Annotated in this window: 15 protein-coding genes; 8 read left to right on the top strand and 7 right to left on the bottom strand. The window is 69.6% G+C overall.

What is annotated here, in order from left to right; all coding sequences use genetic code 11:
• Window positions 1-1,209 carry a type VII secretion-associated serine protease mycosin gene (gene mycP, locus ACWF0M_RS14350; RefSeq protein WP_452236102.1) on the top strand — a complete coding sequence of 403 codons (1,209 nt, stop codon included), beginning with the start codon at window positions 1-3 and terminating at the stop codon, window positions 1,207-1,209.
• A 45-nt stretch (window positions 1,210-1,254) separates the two neighbouring features.
• Here the strand turns inward: mycP and ACWF0M_RS14345 are convergent, their stop codons facing one another.
• The 5 genes from ACWF0M_RS14345 to eccCa form a co-directional block, all read right to left on the bottom strand.
• Window positions 1,255-1,548: a hypothetical protein gene (locus ACWF0M_RS14345; protein WP_452236091.1), complete on the bottom strand. Its 294-nt coding sequence runs from the start codon at window positions 1,546-1,548 to the stop codon at window positions 1,255-1,257.
• A 14-nt stretch (window positions 1,549-1,562) separates the two neighbouring features.
• Window positions 1,563-1,892, bottom strand: coding sequence for a hypothetical protein (locus ACWF0M_RS14340; RefSeq protein WP_452236090.1), 330 nt, complete (start codon window positions 1,890-1,892; stop codon window positions 1,563-1,565).
• Window positions 1,893-2,017: 125 nt separating this feature from the next.
• Window positions 2,018-3,406: a hypothetical protein gene (locus tag ACWF0M_RS14335; RefSeq protein WP_452236089.1), complete on the bottom strand. Its 1,389-nt coding sequence runs from the start codon at window positions 3,404-3,406 to the stop codon at window positions 2,018-2,020.
• A gap of 53 nt (window positions 3,407-3,459) precedes the next feature.
• Entirely contained in the window at window positions 3,460-3,873 is a 414-nt protein-coding gene (locus ACWF0M_RS14330) for a hypothetical protein (RefSeq protein ID WP_452236088.1), read from the bottom strand.
• Entirely contained in the window at window positions 3,870-7,763 is a 3,894-nt protein-coding gene (gene eccCa / locus ACWF0M_RS14325; protein WP_452236087.1) for a type VII secretion protein EccCa, read from the bottom strand. Before eccCa ends, ACWF0M_RS14330 begins: the two co-directional genes overlap by 4 nt.
• A 114-nt stretch (window positions 7,764-7,877) precedes the next feature.
• On the opposite strand from eccCa, the gene eccD reads away from it, so the two are divergent.
• The 7 genes from eccD to ACWF0M_RS14290 all read left to right on the top strand — a co-directional run bounded on the left by eccD (window position 7,878) and on the right by ACWF0M_RS14290 (window position 16,078).
• Window positions 7,878-9,182 carry a type VII secretion integral membrane protein EccD gene (gene eccD, locus ACWF0M_RS14320; protein WP_452236086.1) on the top strand — a complete coding sequence of 435 codons (1,305 nt, stop codon included), beginning with the start codon at window positions 7,878-7,880 and terminating at the stop codon, window positions 9,180-9,182.
• Between the two features lie 3 nt (window positions 9,183-9,185).
• Window positions 9,186-10,604 (top strand): type VII secretion protein EccB, encoded by a 1,419-nt coding sequence (gene eccB / locus ACWF0M_RS14315; RefSeq protein ID WP_452236085.1) that lies wholly within the window; start codon window positions 9,186-9,188, stop codon window positions 10,602-10,604.
• 25 nt (window positions 10,605-10,629) lie between these two features.
• A complete protein-coding gene (locus ACWF0M_RS14310) occupies window positions 10,630-10,944 on the top strand; it encodes a hypothetical protein (RefSeq protein WP_452236084.1) in 315 nt (104 codons plus the stop codon).
• A gap of 11 nt (window positions 10,945-10,955) precedes the next feature.
• On the top strand, window positions 10,956-12,164 hold the full coding sequence (locus tag ACWF0M_RS14305) for a hypothetical protein (protein ID WP_452236083.1): 1,209 nt from the start codon (window positions 10,956-10,958) through the stop codon (window positions 12,162-12,164).
• A gap of 209 nt (window positions 12,165-12,373) precedes the next feature.
• Window positions 12,374-13,156 (top strand): type VII secretion protein EccE, encoded by a 783-nt coding sequence (locus ACWF0M_RS14300; protein ID WP_452236082.1) that lies wholly within the window; start codon window positions 12,374-12,376, stop codon window positions 13,154-13,156.
• Between the two features lie 226 nt (window positions 13,157-13,382).
• Complete coding sequence (locus ACWF0M_RS14295) at window positions 13,383-14,432, top strand: LuxR C-terminal-related transcriptional regulator (protein ID WP_452236081.1); 1,050 nt, start codon at window positions 13,383-13,385, stop codon at window positions 14,430-14,432.
• A complete protein-coding gene (locus ACWF0M_RS14290; RefSeq protein WP_452236080.1) occupies window positions 14,429-16,078 on the top strand; it encodes a right-handed parallel beta-helix repeat-containing protein in 1,650 nt (549 codons plus the stop codon). Before ACWF0M_RS14295 ends, ACWF0M_RS14290 begins: the two co-directional genes overlap by 4 nt.
• Here the strand turns inward: ACWF0M_RS14290 and ACWF0M_RS14285 are convergent.
• Window positions 16,073-16,591: a hypothetical protein gene (locus ACWF0M_RS14285; protein ID WP_452236079.1), complete on the bottom strand. Its 519-nt coding sequence runs from the start codon at window positions 16,589-16,591 to the stop codon at window positions 16,073-16,075. The genes ACWF0M_RS14290 and ACWF0M_RS14285 overlap by 6 nt on opposite strands.
• The gene (locus tag ACWF0M_RS14280; RefSeq protein WP_452236078.1) at window positions 16,588-17,139 is read right to left on the bottom strand and encodes a hypothetical protein; all 552 of its coding nucleotides are present in this window, start codon (window positions 17,137-17,139) and stop codon (window positions 16,588-16,590) included. Before ACWF0M_RS14280 ends, ACWF0M_RS14285 begins: the two co-directional genes overlap by 4 nt.
• Window positions 17,140-17,233 lie beyond the last annotated feature (94 nt).

Genomic DNA, 17,233 nt, shown 5'->3' with positions numbered 1-17,233 from the left:
ATGAATGTCAGAGCGGGCCGCTTGACCGCGGCCGCCGCCGGTGCGCTGCTCGCGGGTCTGCCGACGATCACGTCGGCGTCGGCCGCGTCCGCCGTACCGCCGGCCGGAATGTGTCAGTACGCCGAAGCCGGCGGGGCCCCGGTGAACAAGTTGCCGTGGGCACAGACCTGGCTCGCGCCCGAACGGGTACCCCCGGGGATCACCGGCCGCGGCGTCACCGTCGCCGTGATCGACTCCGGCGTGGACGCCGACCATCCGCAACTGCGCGAACCCGGCGCGGTGCTGCCCGGGCGGGACCTGCTGACGCCGGGTGACACGCGTGCGAACTTCGACTGCGTCTCACACGGTACGGCGGTGGCGAGCATCATCGCCGCGCGACCGGTGAGCGGAATCGGCTTCCGCGGGATCGCTCCGGGTGCGCGCATCCTCCCGATCCGGGTCAGCGAGCGCGACGCGAGCGAGCAGCAGGGCGATGCCGTCGACGCAACCGTGTTCGCAGGAGCGATCCGGTACGCCGTCGACGCGGGCGCCTCGGTCATCAACATCTCGCTGTCGATGTACGCCGACCAGAAACCCGTCCGGGAGGCCGTGCGGTACGCCCAGCGGCACGACGCGCTGATCGTCGCGGCGGCCGGCAACGCGCACGCGCAGCAGGGCCCGGACCCGGTCACGTACCCGGCGGCGTACCCGGGTGTCCTCGGCGTCGGCGCGATGACGATCGACGGCAGTCGGCTGCCGAGCTCGCAGGTCGGCCCGTACGTCGACATCTCCGCGCCCGGCGGCGGCGTCCTCGCGGCGACCCGTGTACGCGGCCACCGGTACTACGACGGCACCAGCTTCGCCTCCGCCTTCGTCAGCGGTACGGCGGCGCTCGTCCGCTCGGCCGACCCGCGACTTTCGGCCGCCGCGGTGGCGAACCGCTTGATCGCCACGGCCACGCCCGCGTCCGGTCCGGCGGATCAGTACGGCGGCGGCGTGGTGAACCCGTACCGCGCGGTGCAGGACGTCCTCGGTACGGCGAAGCCCGCCGTACTGCCGCGGGTTCGTCCCGTCAAGGTCGATCCGGTGGCGGAACGGCGTACCGCGGCCTGGAACGCGGCGGGACGGGACGGGCGCCGAATCGCCTTGCTGGCAGGGGTTTTCGCCGCCTTGGTGGTGGTCGCAGCAGTCGTCGTACCGCTCGGTCGACGGCGCCATTGGCGAGCATGACAAAGCCCGGCCCCGGCATTCACCGGGGCCGGGCTGTCGGTTGGATCAGCAGCTGCGGACGGCGTCGGCGGCGCGGACGTCGGCGCGCTTCATCCCGATCCACGACTCGTCCATGGCGTCGCCCCGGCCGCGTAGCACCAGGTTGATCTCCTCGTTGGCCTGAACCCACAGCCGCTGCACTTCCTGGAGCTCCGGCGAGCCCTGCTGGCTGCTCCAGGCGGCCAGCAGTTGCTGCATGGCGGTCTGGAACTGGCCCTGCAGGTCGGTCACCTGCTGGTTCGCGGTGACCATGTCGAGGGCGCCCTGCGCCATCCTGTCGAACGGGTAGTTGAGCAACATGTCGGATCCCCTTCCTAGAGAACGGTGGTGTCGATGGCCGTGCCGGCACCGGCGCCGACCCGGCTGAAGGCCGACTGGCTGCTGGCGTCCTGCGACTCGTACGCGACCTTCGACGTGATGATCCCGTCGGACATCCCGTGCAGCTTCGTGCACAGCTTGTCCACCGCTTCGAGGTGGTTGTGGTGGCCCTGCCAGAACGTGTTCTTGATCTCGCCGTCCATCGGCGTCAGGCTGCTCATCGCGCTGTCGAGCGTGGTCATCACCATCTTCAGGGCGTCGCCGATCCGTGCGGCTTCGGTTGCCGTCCGCACCATTCGGTCGAGTTCGGTCTCCACACCGGCCATGGTGTTTCCTCCTGTGCTGGGTTGCCGGTGCGTGATCACCGGTCGGTGTCACGCTAGGTCGATGCGCGCCGGTCTCCCGGCGCGTACCGGTTGCGGCCATCGGATGGCCGGTTGTGCTGTATTACTCAAATCCGCCAGAGGTCTTCGTCGAGTACCTCGCGCTCGACCGGCCGGGCGGCGGATCGCTTGCGTTTGCGCAGTGGCGGTACGCCGGACGCGGTCCGCGACTCACCGTTCGTACGGCCCTGCAGGTCGGACTGCACGCCGTGCCGCCGCAGCCGTTCGCCCTCGCTCTGCTCGGCCGGGACGTTGAAGCCGGGGCGCCGTCCCGCTCCGCCACCAGGCTTGACGTCGCGCGCACCGTTGCCTCCGGCCCCCATACCGCCGGACTGCGGCGGATACATCGGCGGCGTGCTCTGCTGGCTGCTCGTCGTCACCGCGGACGAGGTCTTCCCGGACAGCTCCGGCTCGGCGCCGGCCGTACCGGCAACCGTCGCGGACTTCTGTGCGGTTGTGGTGCGTTCCGGCGTACCGGAGATGTTACCGAGCGAACCGTTGCCCAGGGCACCTGTACCGCCGAGGGAGCCGATCGGCAGATGGCCGACGCCGCTGGTCGACGGCGGCGACGACGCGCTCGCATGGAACGTCGGCGCGGTCGTGGTTCCGGATCCGCCGGCGAGCGCGGGCTGATCGGTCGTCAGGCCGTCCGTCAACGACTTGGTCGGGTCCGGAGTCGTGGCGGTCGTGGCTGGGTCTGCCAGGTCCCTGGCGTGCTGGGCCAGGGTGATCCACTTGTCGAGGTTGTCCGGGACCTTGCCGATCAGGTCGATGCCCTTGCCGACCACGTCGATGAGCTTCCCGGCCTCTTCGACCGGGTCCTTGGCCTCCGGTTGTTTGTCGTCCGGCTTCTTCTCGTCGGGCGCCTTCTCGTCCGGTGCGGCCTTGGTCTGCGCAGCGCCGTCCCCGGCGGTATTGGCGCCGTTCCGTTGGTCTTGCGGCTGCGGCCCGCCGGCGCGCTCCTTGGCCACCTCCGGCCCGGTCCAGTCGTGCTTGCTGAAGTCTGCCTGTACGCCGTCCAGCGCGCGGGTCAGCGCATCGGACACGAAGTTCATCTGGATCGCTGCCTGGATCCCGGCGTCGTCCATCTCTCTCAGGCCGGCCTTGATCACCGGATCTTCACTGGAGTTGGCCTTGTCCTTCGCCTGGTTCCAGTACTGCAGCAACTGGTCCATCGGCCCGAGGGCGCCCTCGAGAGCCTCCGCGGCGTGGTTCAGGCGCTGCGCGACACCGGTCGTCAGCTGCTGCCAGTTCTGCAAGAAGGTCACGCCGGCGGAAACCTCGTCGCGGAAGGTCGTCCAGCCTTCGGAGCCCGTGCTCTGCTGCCAGACGGTGACCTTCTTCAGCGCGCCGTCGAGGTCGTCGTGCGCCTTCTGCAACGCCGTACCGGCATCCGTCCACCGCTGGGCGTGCGCGCGCCAGTTCCCGGACGGTTGCGCCACCAAGTCCTTGTACATGGTCTCGACGTTTCGCTCGCCGGCATACGGTCCAGCCGCTTCGAGGGGGAAGTTCATCGCGTGTTCCCCAGCATCAGCTGCTCCAAAGTCGGAACGACGTCCCCCGTCGCGGAGCTCACCGGCACCGCCGGCGGCGTGTCCCCGTTCCGGTTGCCGCGGAGCTGCTGGTGCTCCGGGTCCCAGGCGTTCTTGAAGTCGGTCGCGTTGACGTGGTCCTGGCCGTCGAACCGCTGCGCGATGTCGCGGGACAGCTGCTGGAACGCCAGCAGGCCACGACGCGCCCGGTCCAGGTAGAACTCGGCTGCGTTCGCGACCTTCCCGTAGGTGGCCGCGGCCACCTCACTGCCGCGCACGCCGCCCTGCAGGTCGCCACCGCCGTCGTCGGCGAAGCCGGGGACCTGGACGGCGCCGGCGTCGGTACTGAACTGGTACAGCTCAGGGGATGAAAAGGCCAGGTCGTCGCTCATCGTTCTCCATCCGGTTCGTCGGTGTCGTCGGGTTGGTCGGGGCACTCCACCAGTTGGACTAGTTGGGCGTCGCCGCGGCGACCGACCAGCCGTCCGCGACCTGGTGGCAGCGATTCGGGTTTGGTGGTGCCGAGCAACGGGCCTTCGGACTTGTCCCCGCTCATCAGCAGGCCGGGGGTTCCGAGGTCGCGCAGCCGGGCGATCAGCGGTTCGTAGATCGCGCGGCCGGCGCCGCCACTGCGGCGGGTGATCACGAGGTGCAGTCCGATGTCGCGGCCGTGGGCGAGGTAGTCGACGAGGCCGGCGAGGGGGTTGGAGGTCTGACCGACGACCAGGTCGTAATCGTCCACGAGGATGTGGATGTGCGGTCCGGTCCACTCTTCGGACTGCCGGCGTTTGAGCACCGGAATCAGGTCGGCGACCATCGCCTCGACGCCGCGCGGCTCGGAGAACGTGCCCATCACGTGCTCACCGGCGATCTGCAGTGAGCGGCGGTAGTCGACCAGGATGATCCGCGCCTCGGTCGGCTCGTGCCGTTCGGTGATCGAGCGGGCCAGCCGGCGCAGGAAGCCGGTCTTCCCGGACTCGGTGTCGCCGAACAGCAAGAAGTGCGGGTCTGCGTCGAAATCGATGGACACCGGGCCGAGATCGCGTTCCGCCAGCCCGATCGGCAGGCCCTTGGCCGGCGTCCTCTGCAGTACGGCGGCCAACTCGTCCTCACGCAGTTGCAGTGGGAGCAGCCGTACGCGCGGTGCACCCGACACCGGCCACGCGGCGGCGAGTTGAGGCCCGAGATCGCCGTCCGGCGTGGCCACGACGAAGTGCTGTGCCTTGTCGGCGAGACCGCGGCCGGGCTTGTCGGCCGGCACGCTCATCGCGGCGCGGCGGTCCACCACCGAGTCGGACGGGTCGCCCAGCCGCAGCTCGATCCGGGTGCCGAACAAGTCGCGGACCGTGCCGCGCAGGTCGAACCAGCGCGAACAGCTGGCGATCACGTGCACGCCGTACGCGAGACCGCGACCGGCGATCTCACCGAGGACCGGCTCGAGATCCTCGAAGTCGGAGCGCAGTACCGGCCAGCCGTCGACCACCAGGAAGACATCGCCCCACGGATCGTCGGCGAACTCGCCGGCCGCGCGGCGTTCCCGGTACGACGCCATGCTTTCCACACCGTGCTCGGCGAAGTAGCGCTCGCGAACGGTCAGCAACTGCTGTACCTCCGCGATCGTCCGGCGTACGGCGCCGACGTCCAGGCGCGGCGCCACACCGCCGACGTGCGGGAGCTCGCGGAGCGCAGCGAGGGACCCGCCACCGAAGTCGAGGCAGTAGAACTGCACCTCGCGCGGCGTGTGGGTCAGCGCGAGGGCGGAGACCAGCGAGCGGATCGCCGTACTCTTGCCGCTGCGTGGTCCACCGACCACGACCGCGTGCCCGGCGCCGGCCGAGAGATCCACGACGAACGGGTCACGCCGCTGCTCCAGCGGCTTGTCGACCAGGCCGATCGGCACGCGCAGCTTGCCGCGTGCTCCGGCTGCCGCGACGGTGAGACCGCGGTCGGGGTCGACGGTCAGTGCCGGCAGCAGACTGGTGAGTGCCGGCGGGTCGTCCAGTGGCGGCAGCCAGATCTGGTGGGCCGGTTTGCCCTTGTTCTCCAGGCGATCGACGAGGATGTCGAGCAGCTTCTCGCCGACACCGTCGTCCTCCGGCTGGTCGTCGTCCTCGGTGGCCGGCATCGACACGTACGCGCTGGTGTACTCCGCCACGTCGTCGGCGACGTCGTTGCCGGCCGCAACCGAACTGACCGCGGGCCGGTGCACACCGGACACGTAGGCGGACCGGAACCGGACCAGCGTCTCGGTACCGATCTGCAGGAACCCGTGCCCGGGTGCGCGCGGCAGCTCGTACGCGTCCGGAATGCCGAGCACCACGCGGCTGTCCATCGCGGAGAACGTCCGCAGACCGATCCGGTACGACAGGTGCGCGTCCAGACCACGCAGCCGACCCTCCTCGAGTTTCTGACTCGCCAGCAGCAGATGTACGCCGAGTGCGCGGCCGAGGCGACCGATCTGGTTGAACATGTCGATGAAGTCCGGCTTCGCCGACAGGAGCTCGGAGAACTCGTCGCAGATCACCAGCAACGTGGGTACCTCCGGCAGGTCGGCGCCTGCCGCTCTGGCGAGCTCGTACTCGCGGACGGACTCATAGTTGCCCGCCCGCCGCAGCAGCTCCTGCCGGCGGATCAGTTCACCGCCGATGGCGTCGGCCATCCGGTCAACGAGGGCCAGCTCCTCGTTGAGGTTCGTGATCACCGCACTGGTGTGCGGCAGCCTGTCCAGCTTGGTGAACGTGGCACCGCCCTTGAAGTCGACCAGTGCGAAGTTGAGGCTGTCGGACGAGTGCGTCGCGGCCAGTCCGAGTACCAGGGTGCGGAGCAGCTCGCTCTTGCCGGAGCCGGTCGCACCGATCAGCAGACCGTGCGGCCCCATGCCGTCCTGCGCGGACTCCTTCAGGTCGAGGTCTACCGGCGTACCGTCCGCAGTGACACCGAACCGGACTCGCAGCCGGTCCCTGTTCGGCCTGGGTCCCCAGTGCCGCGCCGGGTCGAAGTTGTACGGATCCCCGAGGCCGAGCAGGTCGGTCAGGCCGAATACCGATGCGAAGCTCTCTTCTTCACTCCCCGCAGACAGTCTCAACGGTGCGAGGAGACGGGCCAAGGCGTCCGCGTCAGGGATCGTGAAGCTGTCCGCCGTACCGACCTCGGACTCGCCGTCCATGGTGACGCTGGTCAGCGTGCCGTCGTCAGCCACGTCCAGCAGCACAGTGGAGCGGTCGAGCAGTCGCGGCGGCTGTGTGGTCAGGTCGATGACGCTGACACCCTCGACACCGTTGCCGGTCATCAGGTGGTCCGAGCCGACCACGTCCCCGCCATCGATCAGCACGACGATGTGCGGGCCGTCCACGCGGCTGGTAGTCGCTGGGTCGAAGCGCGGGCGCTGCGCGAGCAGGTCCCCTAGTACTGACTCCAGGTCCGGAACGCTCTTGCTAATCAGGCGGATGGGACCGAGCGCGTCGGACTTCTCCGAGTGGTGTGCGTGCGGAAGCCACTTCAGCCACTCCCAGTCCGCCCTGGTCTCCGGACCGATGACTGCCGTGATCAGTAGATCGTCAGGCGAGTGGAACGCCGCCAGCTGCGCCACCAGTGCACGTGCCAGGCTGCGCGCGCGGTCCGGCTCACCGTCGATGTACACCCTCGCGAAACCGCGCAATGCCATTGCCACAGGCAGCCCGGGGACAGACGAGTACGTCGTGATGAAGCGGCGGAGTGCACCGGCAGAAAGTGGCTCGAGCTCCTCCAGCGGCACTGTGTCGGGTGGAGCGACCGGTGTGGCCAGCGGTTGCGCTCCGGTGCCGACGCGGACGATTGCGAAGTCGGTGTCGTTGCGGCGACGCTCCCAGAGGCGGTAGCTCTCCACCAACGTCCACAACTGCGTCGGATCCGGATGCAGGTACGACAAGGCCTTCCGCTGCTCTACGACGGCGCGCCGGGCCCGGATGCGCTGCTGGGACAGATGCCTGAGGTACCCGCGCCGTGCCCGGGCCATCTCGCGCCGTGGTGCGCCTTGCCCGGCGAACGCGACCGCCGCGGTGCCCAGCGCCGACAGGCCGAACAGCCCGCCGACGATGTAGCTCATCCGGCCGCCACCGCCGAGCGTCGAGTACATCAACGCCATCGCGGCACCACCCGCGAGCATCGGCACCATCATCACGTACTGCGACAGCTGCTTGCTCGCAGGCTGGGGCAGCGCCGGCGGCGGGTCGAGCGTGACGTCGCCGGCCGGCAAGGCGGGACCCTCGCGCCGCGGTGGTCTGCTGACGATGACTGTCGACATGTTCCAGGACGTTAGGTGGCGCTGCCGGAGTACGGAGGTCGGCGGCCACTTGCTGACTGTCCACAAGCTGCAAGCACCGGGCCGTGCGGTGCAGTGCGTGTCACGGTGTCGAACGTGAGCATTCGTGGACTGGTCAAGGTCACCATCGACGCAGCCGAACGCCGCATCGACCTGGCACTGCCGGAACGGTCGACGGTGGCCGAGGTGCTGCCCGGCATCCTGCGGCACGCCGGGGACGACCTGGCCGATTTCGGCGCGCTGCAAGGCGGTTGGATCCTGCGACGCCCGGACGGCGAGGCACTGGAGACGCATCGGGACCTGGCCGGGCAGGACGTCCGGGACGGAGAGATCCTGCATCTCGCACCGGCGCACCAGCACTGGCCGGAGCTCGAGTACGACGATCTGGTGGACGCGATCGCCACCGATGCCCGATCCGGCGGCCGCGCGTGGACACCCGGAGCAAGCCGCTGGTGCGGGCTGGTCGCGGGCACGGTCGCGCTGCTGGCCGCCCTTGTTCTCCAGCGTGATGCGGTGTTCGCGCTGACTGTCGCAGGCATGTTGATGGTCGTGGGCGTCGCACTGTCACGTGCAGTTGGTGATCCCGCAGCTGCTGCGACGGCCGGTGCGGTGTCACTGGTGTTCGCTGTCGTCGGCGGGGCCCTGCTTGTGCAGTTGCCGGAGTTCGGTGCGCCACACCTCACCGCCGGTGGTGCAGCGCTGCTGCTGTTCGGGTTGCTCGGGTACGTCGGGATCGCCCGCCATACTGCGGTGTTCGTCGCTGCAGTGACCGCAGGTGTGCTCGGGCTCGTAGCGGGATGGCTGGGTGGAGCGCTGGACGGTACGCGGTCAGCTGCTGTTGTCGGCGCTATCGCGGTGGCGCTGATACCAGTCGCCGCGCCGCTGGCCATGCGGATCGGGCGGCTGCCGAAACCCGTTCTGCCTACCAGTACTGCGGACCTGCTGGCTGACGCACCACAGCCACCACGCCGGCTGGTGCACGCCGCAGTACTGCGGTCTGCTGCTCTCTACACGGGTATCCTCGCTGGACTCGCTGTTGGACTGGCCTGCTGCTTGTACGTGTTGGCGCGATCCACGTCGACGCCTGGTCATGTGCTGGTCGTGCTGGTCATCGGCATCTGCTTGCTACGAGCGCGGCTGCTGCCGGCGGTGGCGCATCGGCTGAGTCTGATCGGGGCTGGTCTCGCTGGACTCGGCTGTCTGCTCGTGCAGTCGCCGTACAGCCTGCTGGTGTTCGCTGCCCTGGCTGCGTTCCTTGGGCTCTGGTACGCACGCCACAGGCCGGGGGCGTACTTGGCGCGGTACGCCGAGCTTGCTGAGGTCGTACTGGTGTTGCTGGTCGTGCCGATCGTGCTGTGGGTGCTCGGGCTGTACGCGTACGTGCGTGGACTGGGTGGGTGACCGATGGCCTCCAAGCGGGATCAGCTGCAGTCGCATCAGTTCGTCAAACAGCGGATGACGCATGCGCTGCTGTTGCGGGAGACCGATCCGGAGTACCCGCCGTTCCGTCGCGGCATCGTGGCGATGCTGGTCGGTATCGGGCTCGCGGTCCTCGTGCTGGTGGGATCCGGTGTGTACGGGCAGCTGTCGCCGGGCGGCAAGACGTCGTGGAAGTCGGGCGATCGCGTCATCGTGGAGAAGGAGACGGGCACGCGGTACGTGTACCGCGACGGGGTGCTGTACCCGGCCGCGAACTACGTGTCGGCCCTGCTGCTGGCGAACAAGTACAGCGCACCGTTGATGGTGTCGGCGAAGTCGTTGCTCGGTGTACCGCGTGGCCAGCGAGTGGGGATCCCGGACGCACCGGACTCGTTGCCGGCCAAGGGACGGCTGCTCGGGAGTGGGTGGTCGATGTGCGCCAAGCCAACTGCCGACTCGTCGGGTAGCCCGATCGTGCAGTCGGTTCTGCTCGTGGGAACAGAGCAGTCCGGCACCTCAGCGGACTCCTTGCTGGCCGTCGGGCCTGACGGTCGCAGGTACCTGATCTGGCGCGGCTACCGGCACCTCATCCAGCAGCAGGCGACCGTGGCCGCGGCACTCGCTCTGAACGACGAGGCGTGGCTGCAGGTGCCGTCTGTCTGGCTGGACCTCATTCCGTCGGGTCCATCGCTCGGCCCGATCTCCGTACCCGGTGCGGGCACACCGTCGGCGCTGCTCCGACCAGGCCGGATCGGCACGTTGTACGTCGTACAGACGTCGACCGGGCAGGGTCAATACTACCTGCTGCAACGGGACCGCCTGGTGTCGATCAGCTCCCTGCAGTACGACGTACAGCGCACGGCTCCCGCTACCCGCAAGGCGTACCCGGGTGCTGTGCCGCAGGCGGTTCGGTTGGATCCGGCTGTGGTGGCACAGGTTGCCGGTGGTGTTGGTACGACGACCTCCTCCGACTCGGCGCTGCCGCCAACCCGGCCGACGTTTGCGCGGCCGGAGTCCTCTGGTGCGTCCGTGTGCGCAGTGTTCTCCGGTGGTGAGATGCGGCCGCGGTTCACGCTGGCTGGCTCATTGCCCTCAACTGGTGATGCGGGAGCGACCACAGGACGTGGCGCCGGCGGACTGCCACTGGCCGACGTGGTCGTCGTACCGCCGGGGCACGGGGCCGTTGTCGAGTCGATGGCGTCGCCCACGCAGCCGGCTGGTTCCGGGGCGTTGTCGTTCGTGAGTGATCTCGGGCGGCGGTACCAGCTGGCGAGTCGCGACGTACTGGGTGTTCTCGGCTACGACCAGGCACCTGTGGTGCGGCTGCCGGCCGAACTGGTCAGCCGGCTCCCTGCCGGCCATGCGCTCGCCCCGGCCGCTGCGACGTACCCGACCGGCCCTTGACCAATCCCACAACCCAGGAGGAAGTATGGACATCGGCACACTGACCGTGGTGCCTGGCGAGCTGCGGCAGTTCGCCACGCTCGCACCACTCGCGACCGTCACTCCGGTCTCCGGCACGGTGCAGGCAACACCGCCGCTGGCCGGCCCGATGCCGGAAAGCGCGACCGTCGATGCACACGTCCGGTTCTGCGTCGAGCACACCGGCACGGTCACGCTGCAGGCGACCGACGGCATCGCCGGACTGATCGAGGCCGCGCTGTCGATGGCGAGCACCTTCGAGTCCACCGACCAGGCGAACGCGACCGTGCACCGCGCCCTGGCCAACGAGCTGCCGAGCTGACGGGGCCGACCATGGGTGCGTACTTCGGGATGGAACTGAATGCGATGGCGGGGATGCTGTACGGGCAGCGCGCCGAACCCTGGCACGCGGGCGCCGACATGTGGGGCTCGGCCTGCCAGCAACTGCTCGCCACGCACGGCGACCTCGGCGCAGCGAACGCCGCCATCACCATGTGGCCGCTCAGCATCAGCTCGGCATCGCAGCTGGCGTTCAGCGGCCAGGTGATCGGCAGCCTCGCATCGCTCGGCGAGTGGGCGGCGTACACCGGTGCGATGTCCGCGGCGCTCCGGCTCGGCGGTACGGCGCTGAACGCGGCGCAGGCGGTCATGCCGGCTCTGCAGAGCGGGTACGACACGGCCGTGTCGCTGAGCGCGGTGCCGATCATCGGGCCGTTCGCCGCACAGGTCGCGCTCGGTCTGCAGCAGGTCGGCGCCGGGATGATGGAAGCGGTCGGTGTGGTCATGCAGGCCCCGACTGCGGTACCTGCACCGACTCAGGGGTGGCAGGGCCCGGGCGGTAACGAGGCCCCGACCCCTGCCTCGCCCGCTCCGTCCGTACCGGTGACCGATGTGCTGGATGCGACGGACAAGCTGTTCAGTGCGATGAGCAAGGGCGCCAGTCTGGTCCAGACGGTCACCGGGATGATGCAGTCGGGTAGCGGCCTCGGGAGCGTCCAGGACGCGCGGAGCAAGCTGCCGCAGTTCAATGACCTGCCCGGGACGCTCATCCACCCGGACCTGCCGACACTCGCGGGTGGGACCACGACGATGCCGACCACACTTCCGGCCACGGTCGGGGTGTCCGCGACCGCCTCGACCGGGATGCCGGCGGCGGTACTCGCCGGGTCGCTCGGGGCGTTGACCAACTCGGTACGCCCGACGGTGCCTGGGGCTGGCAGCACGGGGTCGGCCGGTGCGCGGATCGCGGCTGGGACCGAGCCTGCGCTCGCGGGCAGTACAGCGCGTGCTGCGGCAGCAGCTGCCAAGGCGATGCCGACCATCGCGCCGCCGATGTCCGGCGCAGGCGGTGGTGGCGGCGGGTCGAACGAGCCTCGTTCCGGCGACCGGAAGCGCAGGTCGGAGGAGGCTCTGCGGCGCACCGGCGTGCAGTCCGACCTCCAGGGCCGCCTGGCACAGGAGTCGCCCGAACAGTTCACTCTGCCGCCAGTACGCCGCCGAACCGCTGCCGGTCCGGTCCTGGACGACGAGCTCTTCACATGACCACCACACCCACATCAGCCCCGCAGGTGACGGCCGCTGTCAGGTCGACTGTCAGTACAGCTGTCACGAGTACAGTCGCGCCGCCGCGGACTGTGCCAGTGCAGCAGCCAGCCCGCCCCGTCGTACGACCACAGGCACCTGTTGCTGCGCCCGTGGCACCTGTTGCTGCTCCGGCCGCCCCTGTTGTGCCTCCGGTCGAGGAGCGGCGGGTGCCTCGGGTGCGGGTAGGTCAGGTGGTTTGCTGGCAACTGGCGGCCGGTGTCGTCGGCGCATCCGTTGGCCGGGGATGGGTGGCAGCCGCGGTCGCCGGGCTGGTCGGGCTGGTCGCTGTCGTCCTGACAACGAGCTGGCGGCGCGGGCTGTGGTCCTACCAGTGGCTCCACTTGGCAGTGGCGTACGTCGTCCGCGGCACCCGGTTCGTCGCGACGGAAGGCGCACGGGGCGAGCTCGAGGACGGAGCGGGCACCATCGTCCGCTCCGACGGCATCACGGTGCTGCTGGAGACCGACGTACCGCCCGAGCTGACCCCGGCCGAGCTGCTGGACGAGCACAGTGGTCTCCGGCTCAAGCTGCTGCGCCGCCCCGGCCGGGCCTGGATCGCGCTGACCGCGCTCCGGTCCGCCGACCGCCCGCAGGACACCGAACTGGAGGTGCTCCTCACCAACACGGTCCGCCGACTGACCAGGCGGCTCCGCCGTCGCAGCTTCCGGGCCGTACCGCTCGGGCCGGACGAGCTGGCCGAAGTACTCGCCGTACTCATCCCCCACCAACTCACCGAGGAGTGGGACGCGCTGGCCGTCGGTCCGGGACGCTTCCGGATGTACGCCGTACCCGCCCACCTCGCTCTACAGCAGGCCGGTGCGGTCGCTGTCAGCACGTCCAGCGACCTGGACCATGCGCTGGTCCTGGCTCCCGCGGACGCTCCGCTGGCGCTCGCCGCAGTACCGCAGACCGGTCGGCACCGAGCCGCTTTCCTGGCGGCGCTGCCTTGATCCAGCGCCTGATACAGCGCCTGTATCAGGCGTGCTGGACAGTCGCTGTATCGGCTGTATCGGGCGTGGACCGGCGCAAGATTCCCGCTGGACGGCGGGTCGCGATGGTTCTGGTGTTCGCCACCAGAGTCCGTCCGACTGACCGATCCCAGCGAGGTGTCCCGTGTCCCAGTCAGAGCCCGTCGAAGGAGCTTCGTACCCCCGTGCGGCCCGCTACCCGCGTGCCGTGCAGACCAGTTCCTTGAAGGCCAGTCCGCAGGTCCGCAGTACCGGACTGCGGCTCGCCCACCTCGGTGTCGACGCGATCGCCGAGCGCGCCTACCTGGTGGTGCTCGAGCGGCCGTCCTGGACCGCCGCGGAGCTCGGCCAGCGGCTCGGCCTCGACGACGAGGCCACCCACGAGGTCATCCGGCACCTGACCGCTCTCAGCCTCCTGGCCCGGGACAGCTCCGGTGACGTGGTCCGGCCGCTCAACCCGCGGCTCAGCCTGACCGCGCTGCTCGCCGAGCGCGAGGCCGACCTGGCCCGCGTCACTCGCGACCTGGAACGCAGCCGGGTGGCCGCGGCCGATATCGCCGGTGAGTTCGCCCGCCGGCACCCAGCGCCATTCGGCGACGGCAACGGCGCACTGGACTGGGCCGGCAGCCCGGCGGCAGCACAGCGCACCATCGAGGGGCTGCTCAAGTCGGCGGCCGCCGAGGTGTTGATCAGTACGCCGGCCACGGCCGCGCTCGCGGACCCGATCGCCGGACTACGTGAGCTCGGCACAGGGGTCCTGGCGCCACCGGTCCGGTACCGCATCCTGGTCCCGGACGCAGCGCGGACAGACCCCATGCTGGCTCGGCGGCTGCAGCAGTTGACCCGTAACGGCGCACAGGTCCGTACGGCGACCACGGTCCCGCTCTGCGCGCTGATCGTCGACACAGCGACGGTCGCGCTGCCTGCTGACCGGACCGGTCGTGGCGCGGTCAGCGTCCTCCGGCTGGCAGCCGCTGTCGGCGCTGTGACCGAGCTGTTCGAACGTGTGTGGCACGCAGCCACCCCGCTCCGGCAGCCGACCGGCCTGGGCGATGCCTCGGGGCTGACCGTCCGGGAACGCGAGGTGCTCTCGCTGCTCGGCGACGGCGGCACCGACGCATCCGCGGCTGCACAGCTCGGCGTCTCCGTCCGGACCGTACGCCGGATGGTGTCGGAGATGATGGCCCGTCTCGGCGCACAGAGCAGGTTCCAGGCCGGGCTGAAGGCATCCGAGCGCGGCTGGGTGGGAACGCGATGAGCCGCACGCTCCTCGTGTCGCCGGACCGTCCAGGTGCGTACCCGAGCATCGGCGCCGCCGTACTCGACGCACCCGACGACGCCGTCATCTCGATCGCACCAGGTGTCTACCGCGAGACCATCGACCTGGCCGACCGGTCGGTGACGCTGACCGCGGACGGCGACGACGTAATCATCGACGCGGCCACGACACAGACCGCCGTACTGCGTGCGACCGGCGGTCGGCTCACGCTGCGGGACCTCACCGTCCGGGCCGGTGACGCACCAGCGCTCCAGCTCGACGGCGGCACGCTACGAGCGGAGCGGTGCATGCTGTCGGCCGGCTTCGGTCCGGTCGTGCAGGTCACCGGCCCGGCCGAGGTGCTGGTGTCGCATTGCAAGGTGAACGGCGGCGAGCACGGCCTGGTGCTGGAGGACTGCACGGCGAAGGTGGAGCACACGAAGGTGACCGGGGTGTCCGCCGACGGCGTCATCGTTCGCCTCGGCGCAACCGTCGTACTGCACAACTGCCAGATCACCGACTGCGGACGCCGCGGTATCTACACGTACCAGTACGGTCGGCCCACGATCGAGAGCTGCGAAGTCTCCGGTACGTCGGAAGCGGGCATCCTGATCGCCTACGACTCCACAGCGGTACTGCGCCACACAGTGGTCCGCGACGCAGCCGGACCGGCCGTGGCGTACGGGCGACGCTGCCGGGGGGAGGTGGTGTCGTGCCGTTGGGAGAACACCGCTGAGCCGGCGCTGGAGCTGGCGGAGCCCGAGCTGGTCGCAGTGACGGCTGCTGAGCAGCGAGATACGCGTGCGACCACGGACGAGCCCACCGGAGCGGACGTGGAGTCGCTGCTCGCCGAGCTGGATGCCATGGTCGGCCTGGCGAGCGTGAAGGACGAAGTACGCAGCCTGATCGACGAGATCCAGGTCAACGAGTGGCGGCGGCGGGCCGGGCTCCCTGTCGGCAGTCTGAGCCACCACCTGGTGTTCGCCGGCGCTCCCGGGACCGGCAAGACCACCGTGGCACGCATCTACGGCAAGCTGCTCGCTGCGCTCGGCGTACTGCCGAAGGGACAGTTCAACGAGGTGGCACGGCGGGACCTGGTCGGGCAGTACCTGGGTCACACCGCCGAGAAGACCACGATGGTGTTCGAGGGCGCGACCGGTGGGGTGCTGTTCGTCGACGAGGCCTACACGCTGTCCCGGGCCGGTGCCGAGAACGACAGCTTCGGCCAGGAGGCGATCGACACCTTGGTGAAGCTGATGGAGGACTACCGCGACGAGGCGGCAGTGATCGTCGCCGGGTACAGCGACGAGATGGTGCGGTTCCTGGACGCGAACCCGGGTCTGGCGTCGCGGTTCTCGAAGACCGTCGACTTCGAGAACTACTCCCCCGACGAGCTCACGCTGATCGTGCAACGGATGGTCACAGCCCAGGAGTACGACCTGGACGACGGCGCCGAGCCGATCCTGCAGCGGCACTTCGCCGTGGTCTCGCAGGCCGCGAACTTCGGCAACGCCCGTGACGCGCGCCGACTGGTCGACCGGGTCCGCAAGGCCCAGTCGCAGCGGCTGCGCAGGCTGGGCACCATGCCGGACCTCAGCGAGCTGCGCACGTTGCGGCTGGACGATGTGACCGCAGCGGTTTCATGACACAGGGTCCAGCACAGCAACGAAGTCCGAGAGCAGTGTGAACACGCCGCCGAGTACGACGTCGAGTGGGGGCTGGTCGCCGATGGTGGCCAGTACTTCGCAGTGCGCCCACAGCGACGGCGCCACCCAGCCCCACTGCCACAACTCGTACATCGTCGCCCCCACGATCGCCAGCGGTTTCAGCCCCGGTACGCCGATGGCGAACTGCTCCGGGTCGTCGGGACGATTGCCGAGGCCGATGAACAAGGGCAGCAACCGATACTGCTGCGCGAAGCGGGTCGCGTCCTCAACCGCAGCCAGTACGCCGCGGCGCAGCAGCTCGTCCACGTGCCGCTGGGCGTCGTCGATGCCCGCGTCCGCACAGGTCGCCAGCAGCTCGTCCTTGTCGGCCGATCGGTGCGCGAGGACCCAGACCCCGAACTCGGACTCAGACAACTGCTCCGCCGTACGGCCGACGCGAACAACGTGCTGGTCGGTGTGCGGGCCGGCGCCGTGGCCGATCGGAAAGATCATGGCTGGTCCTCCGTGGTGGCCAGGTCGAGACAGGCGGCGCTCGGTGCGAGCAGCGCGTGCAGGGCTGTCAGTACGGCGGCGGGGTCCACGTCGTGTTCCTTGCACGCGACCAGCAGATTGGGAGACAGGTGGGACGACAGCCAGAGGTCGTAGAGCGTGCGGGTCATGACGGCGAGTGGGAGCTCGGTCGTGCCCGATCTGAAGACCGCGGTGACCTCCGGCGTGTTGCCGAGCCCCAGGTGCAGCGGCAGCAGCCGGTGACGTGCGGCGAAGTCGTCTGGGCTGTCCACGTCCACCTCGGCCAGCAGCTTCCTGGCCAGCAACTGATCGATACCGTCCGGGATCTCGCGGCGAGCCAGCAGGTCAACGATCCGGTGACGTTCCCACGGGCTCCGGTCGTCGGTCAGACCGTGCGCCAGCGACCAGACCGCGAACTCGTCGTCGGTCAGCCCCACGATCTCACCACCGAGCCGCACCTGGTGGATGTGACCGGTGTCGGCGTAGTACTTCCCGAGGCAGTGGCCGATCGGGAACATCAGCGTGGTCATACAGCTCACGGTGACAGTCACGGCGTACGGCGGGGGACTGCTTGCAGCATGTGGCCAGAGTGTGGCCGCAGCGGCCGCTGCCGCCGCAGACGAC

It is taken from the genome of Kribbella sp. NPDC055110 (assembly GCF_053607525.1).
This window is presented reverse-complemented; position numbering and strand designations above follow the sequence as displayed.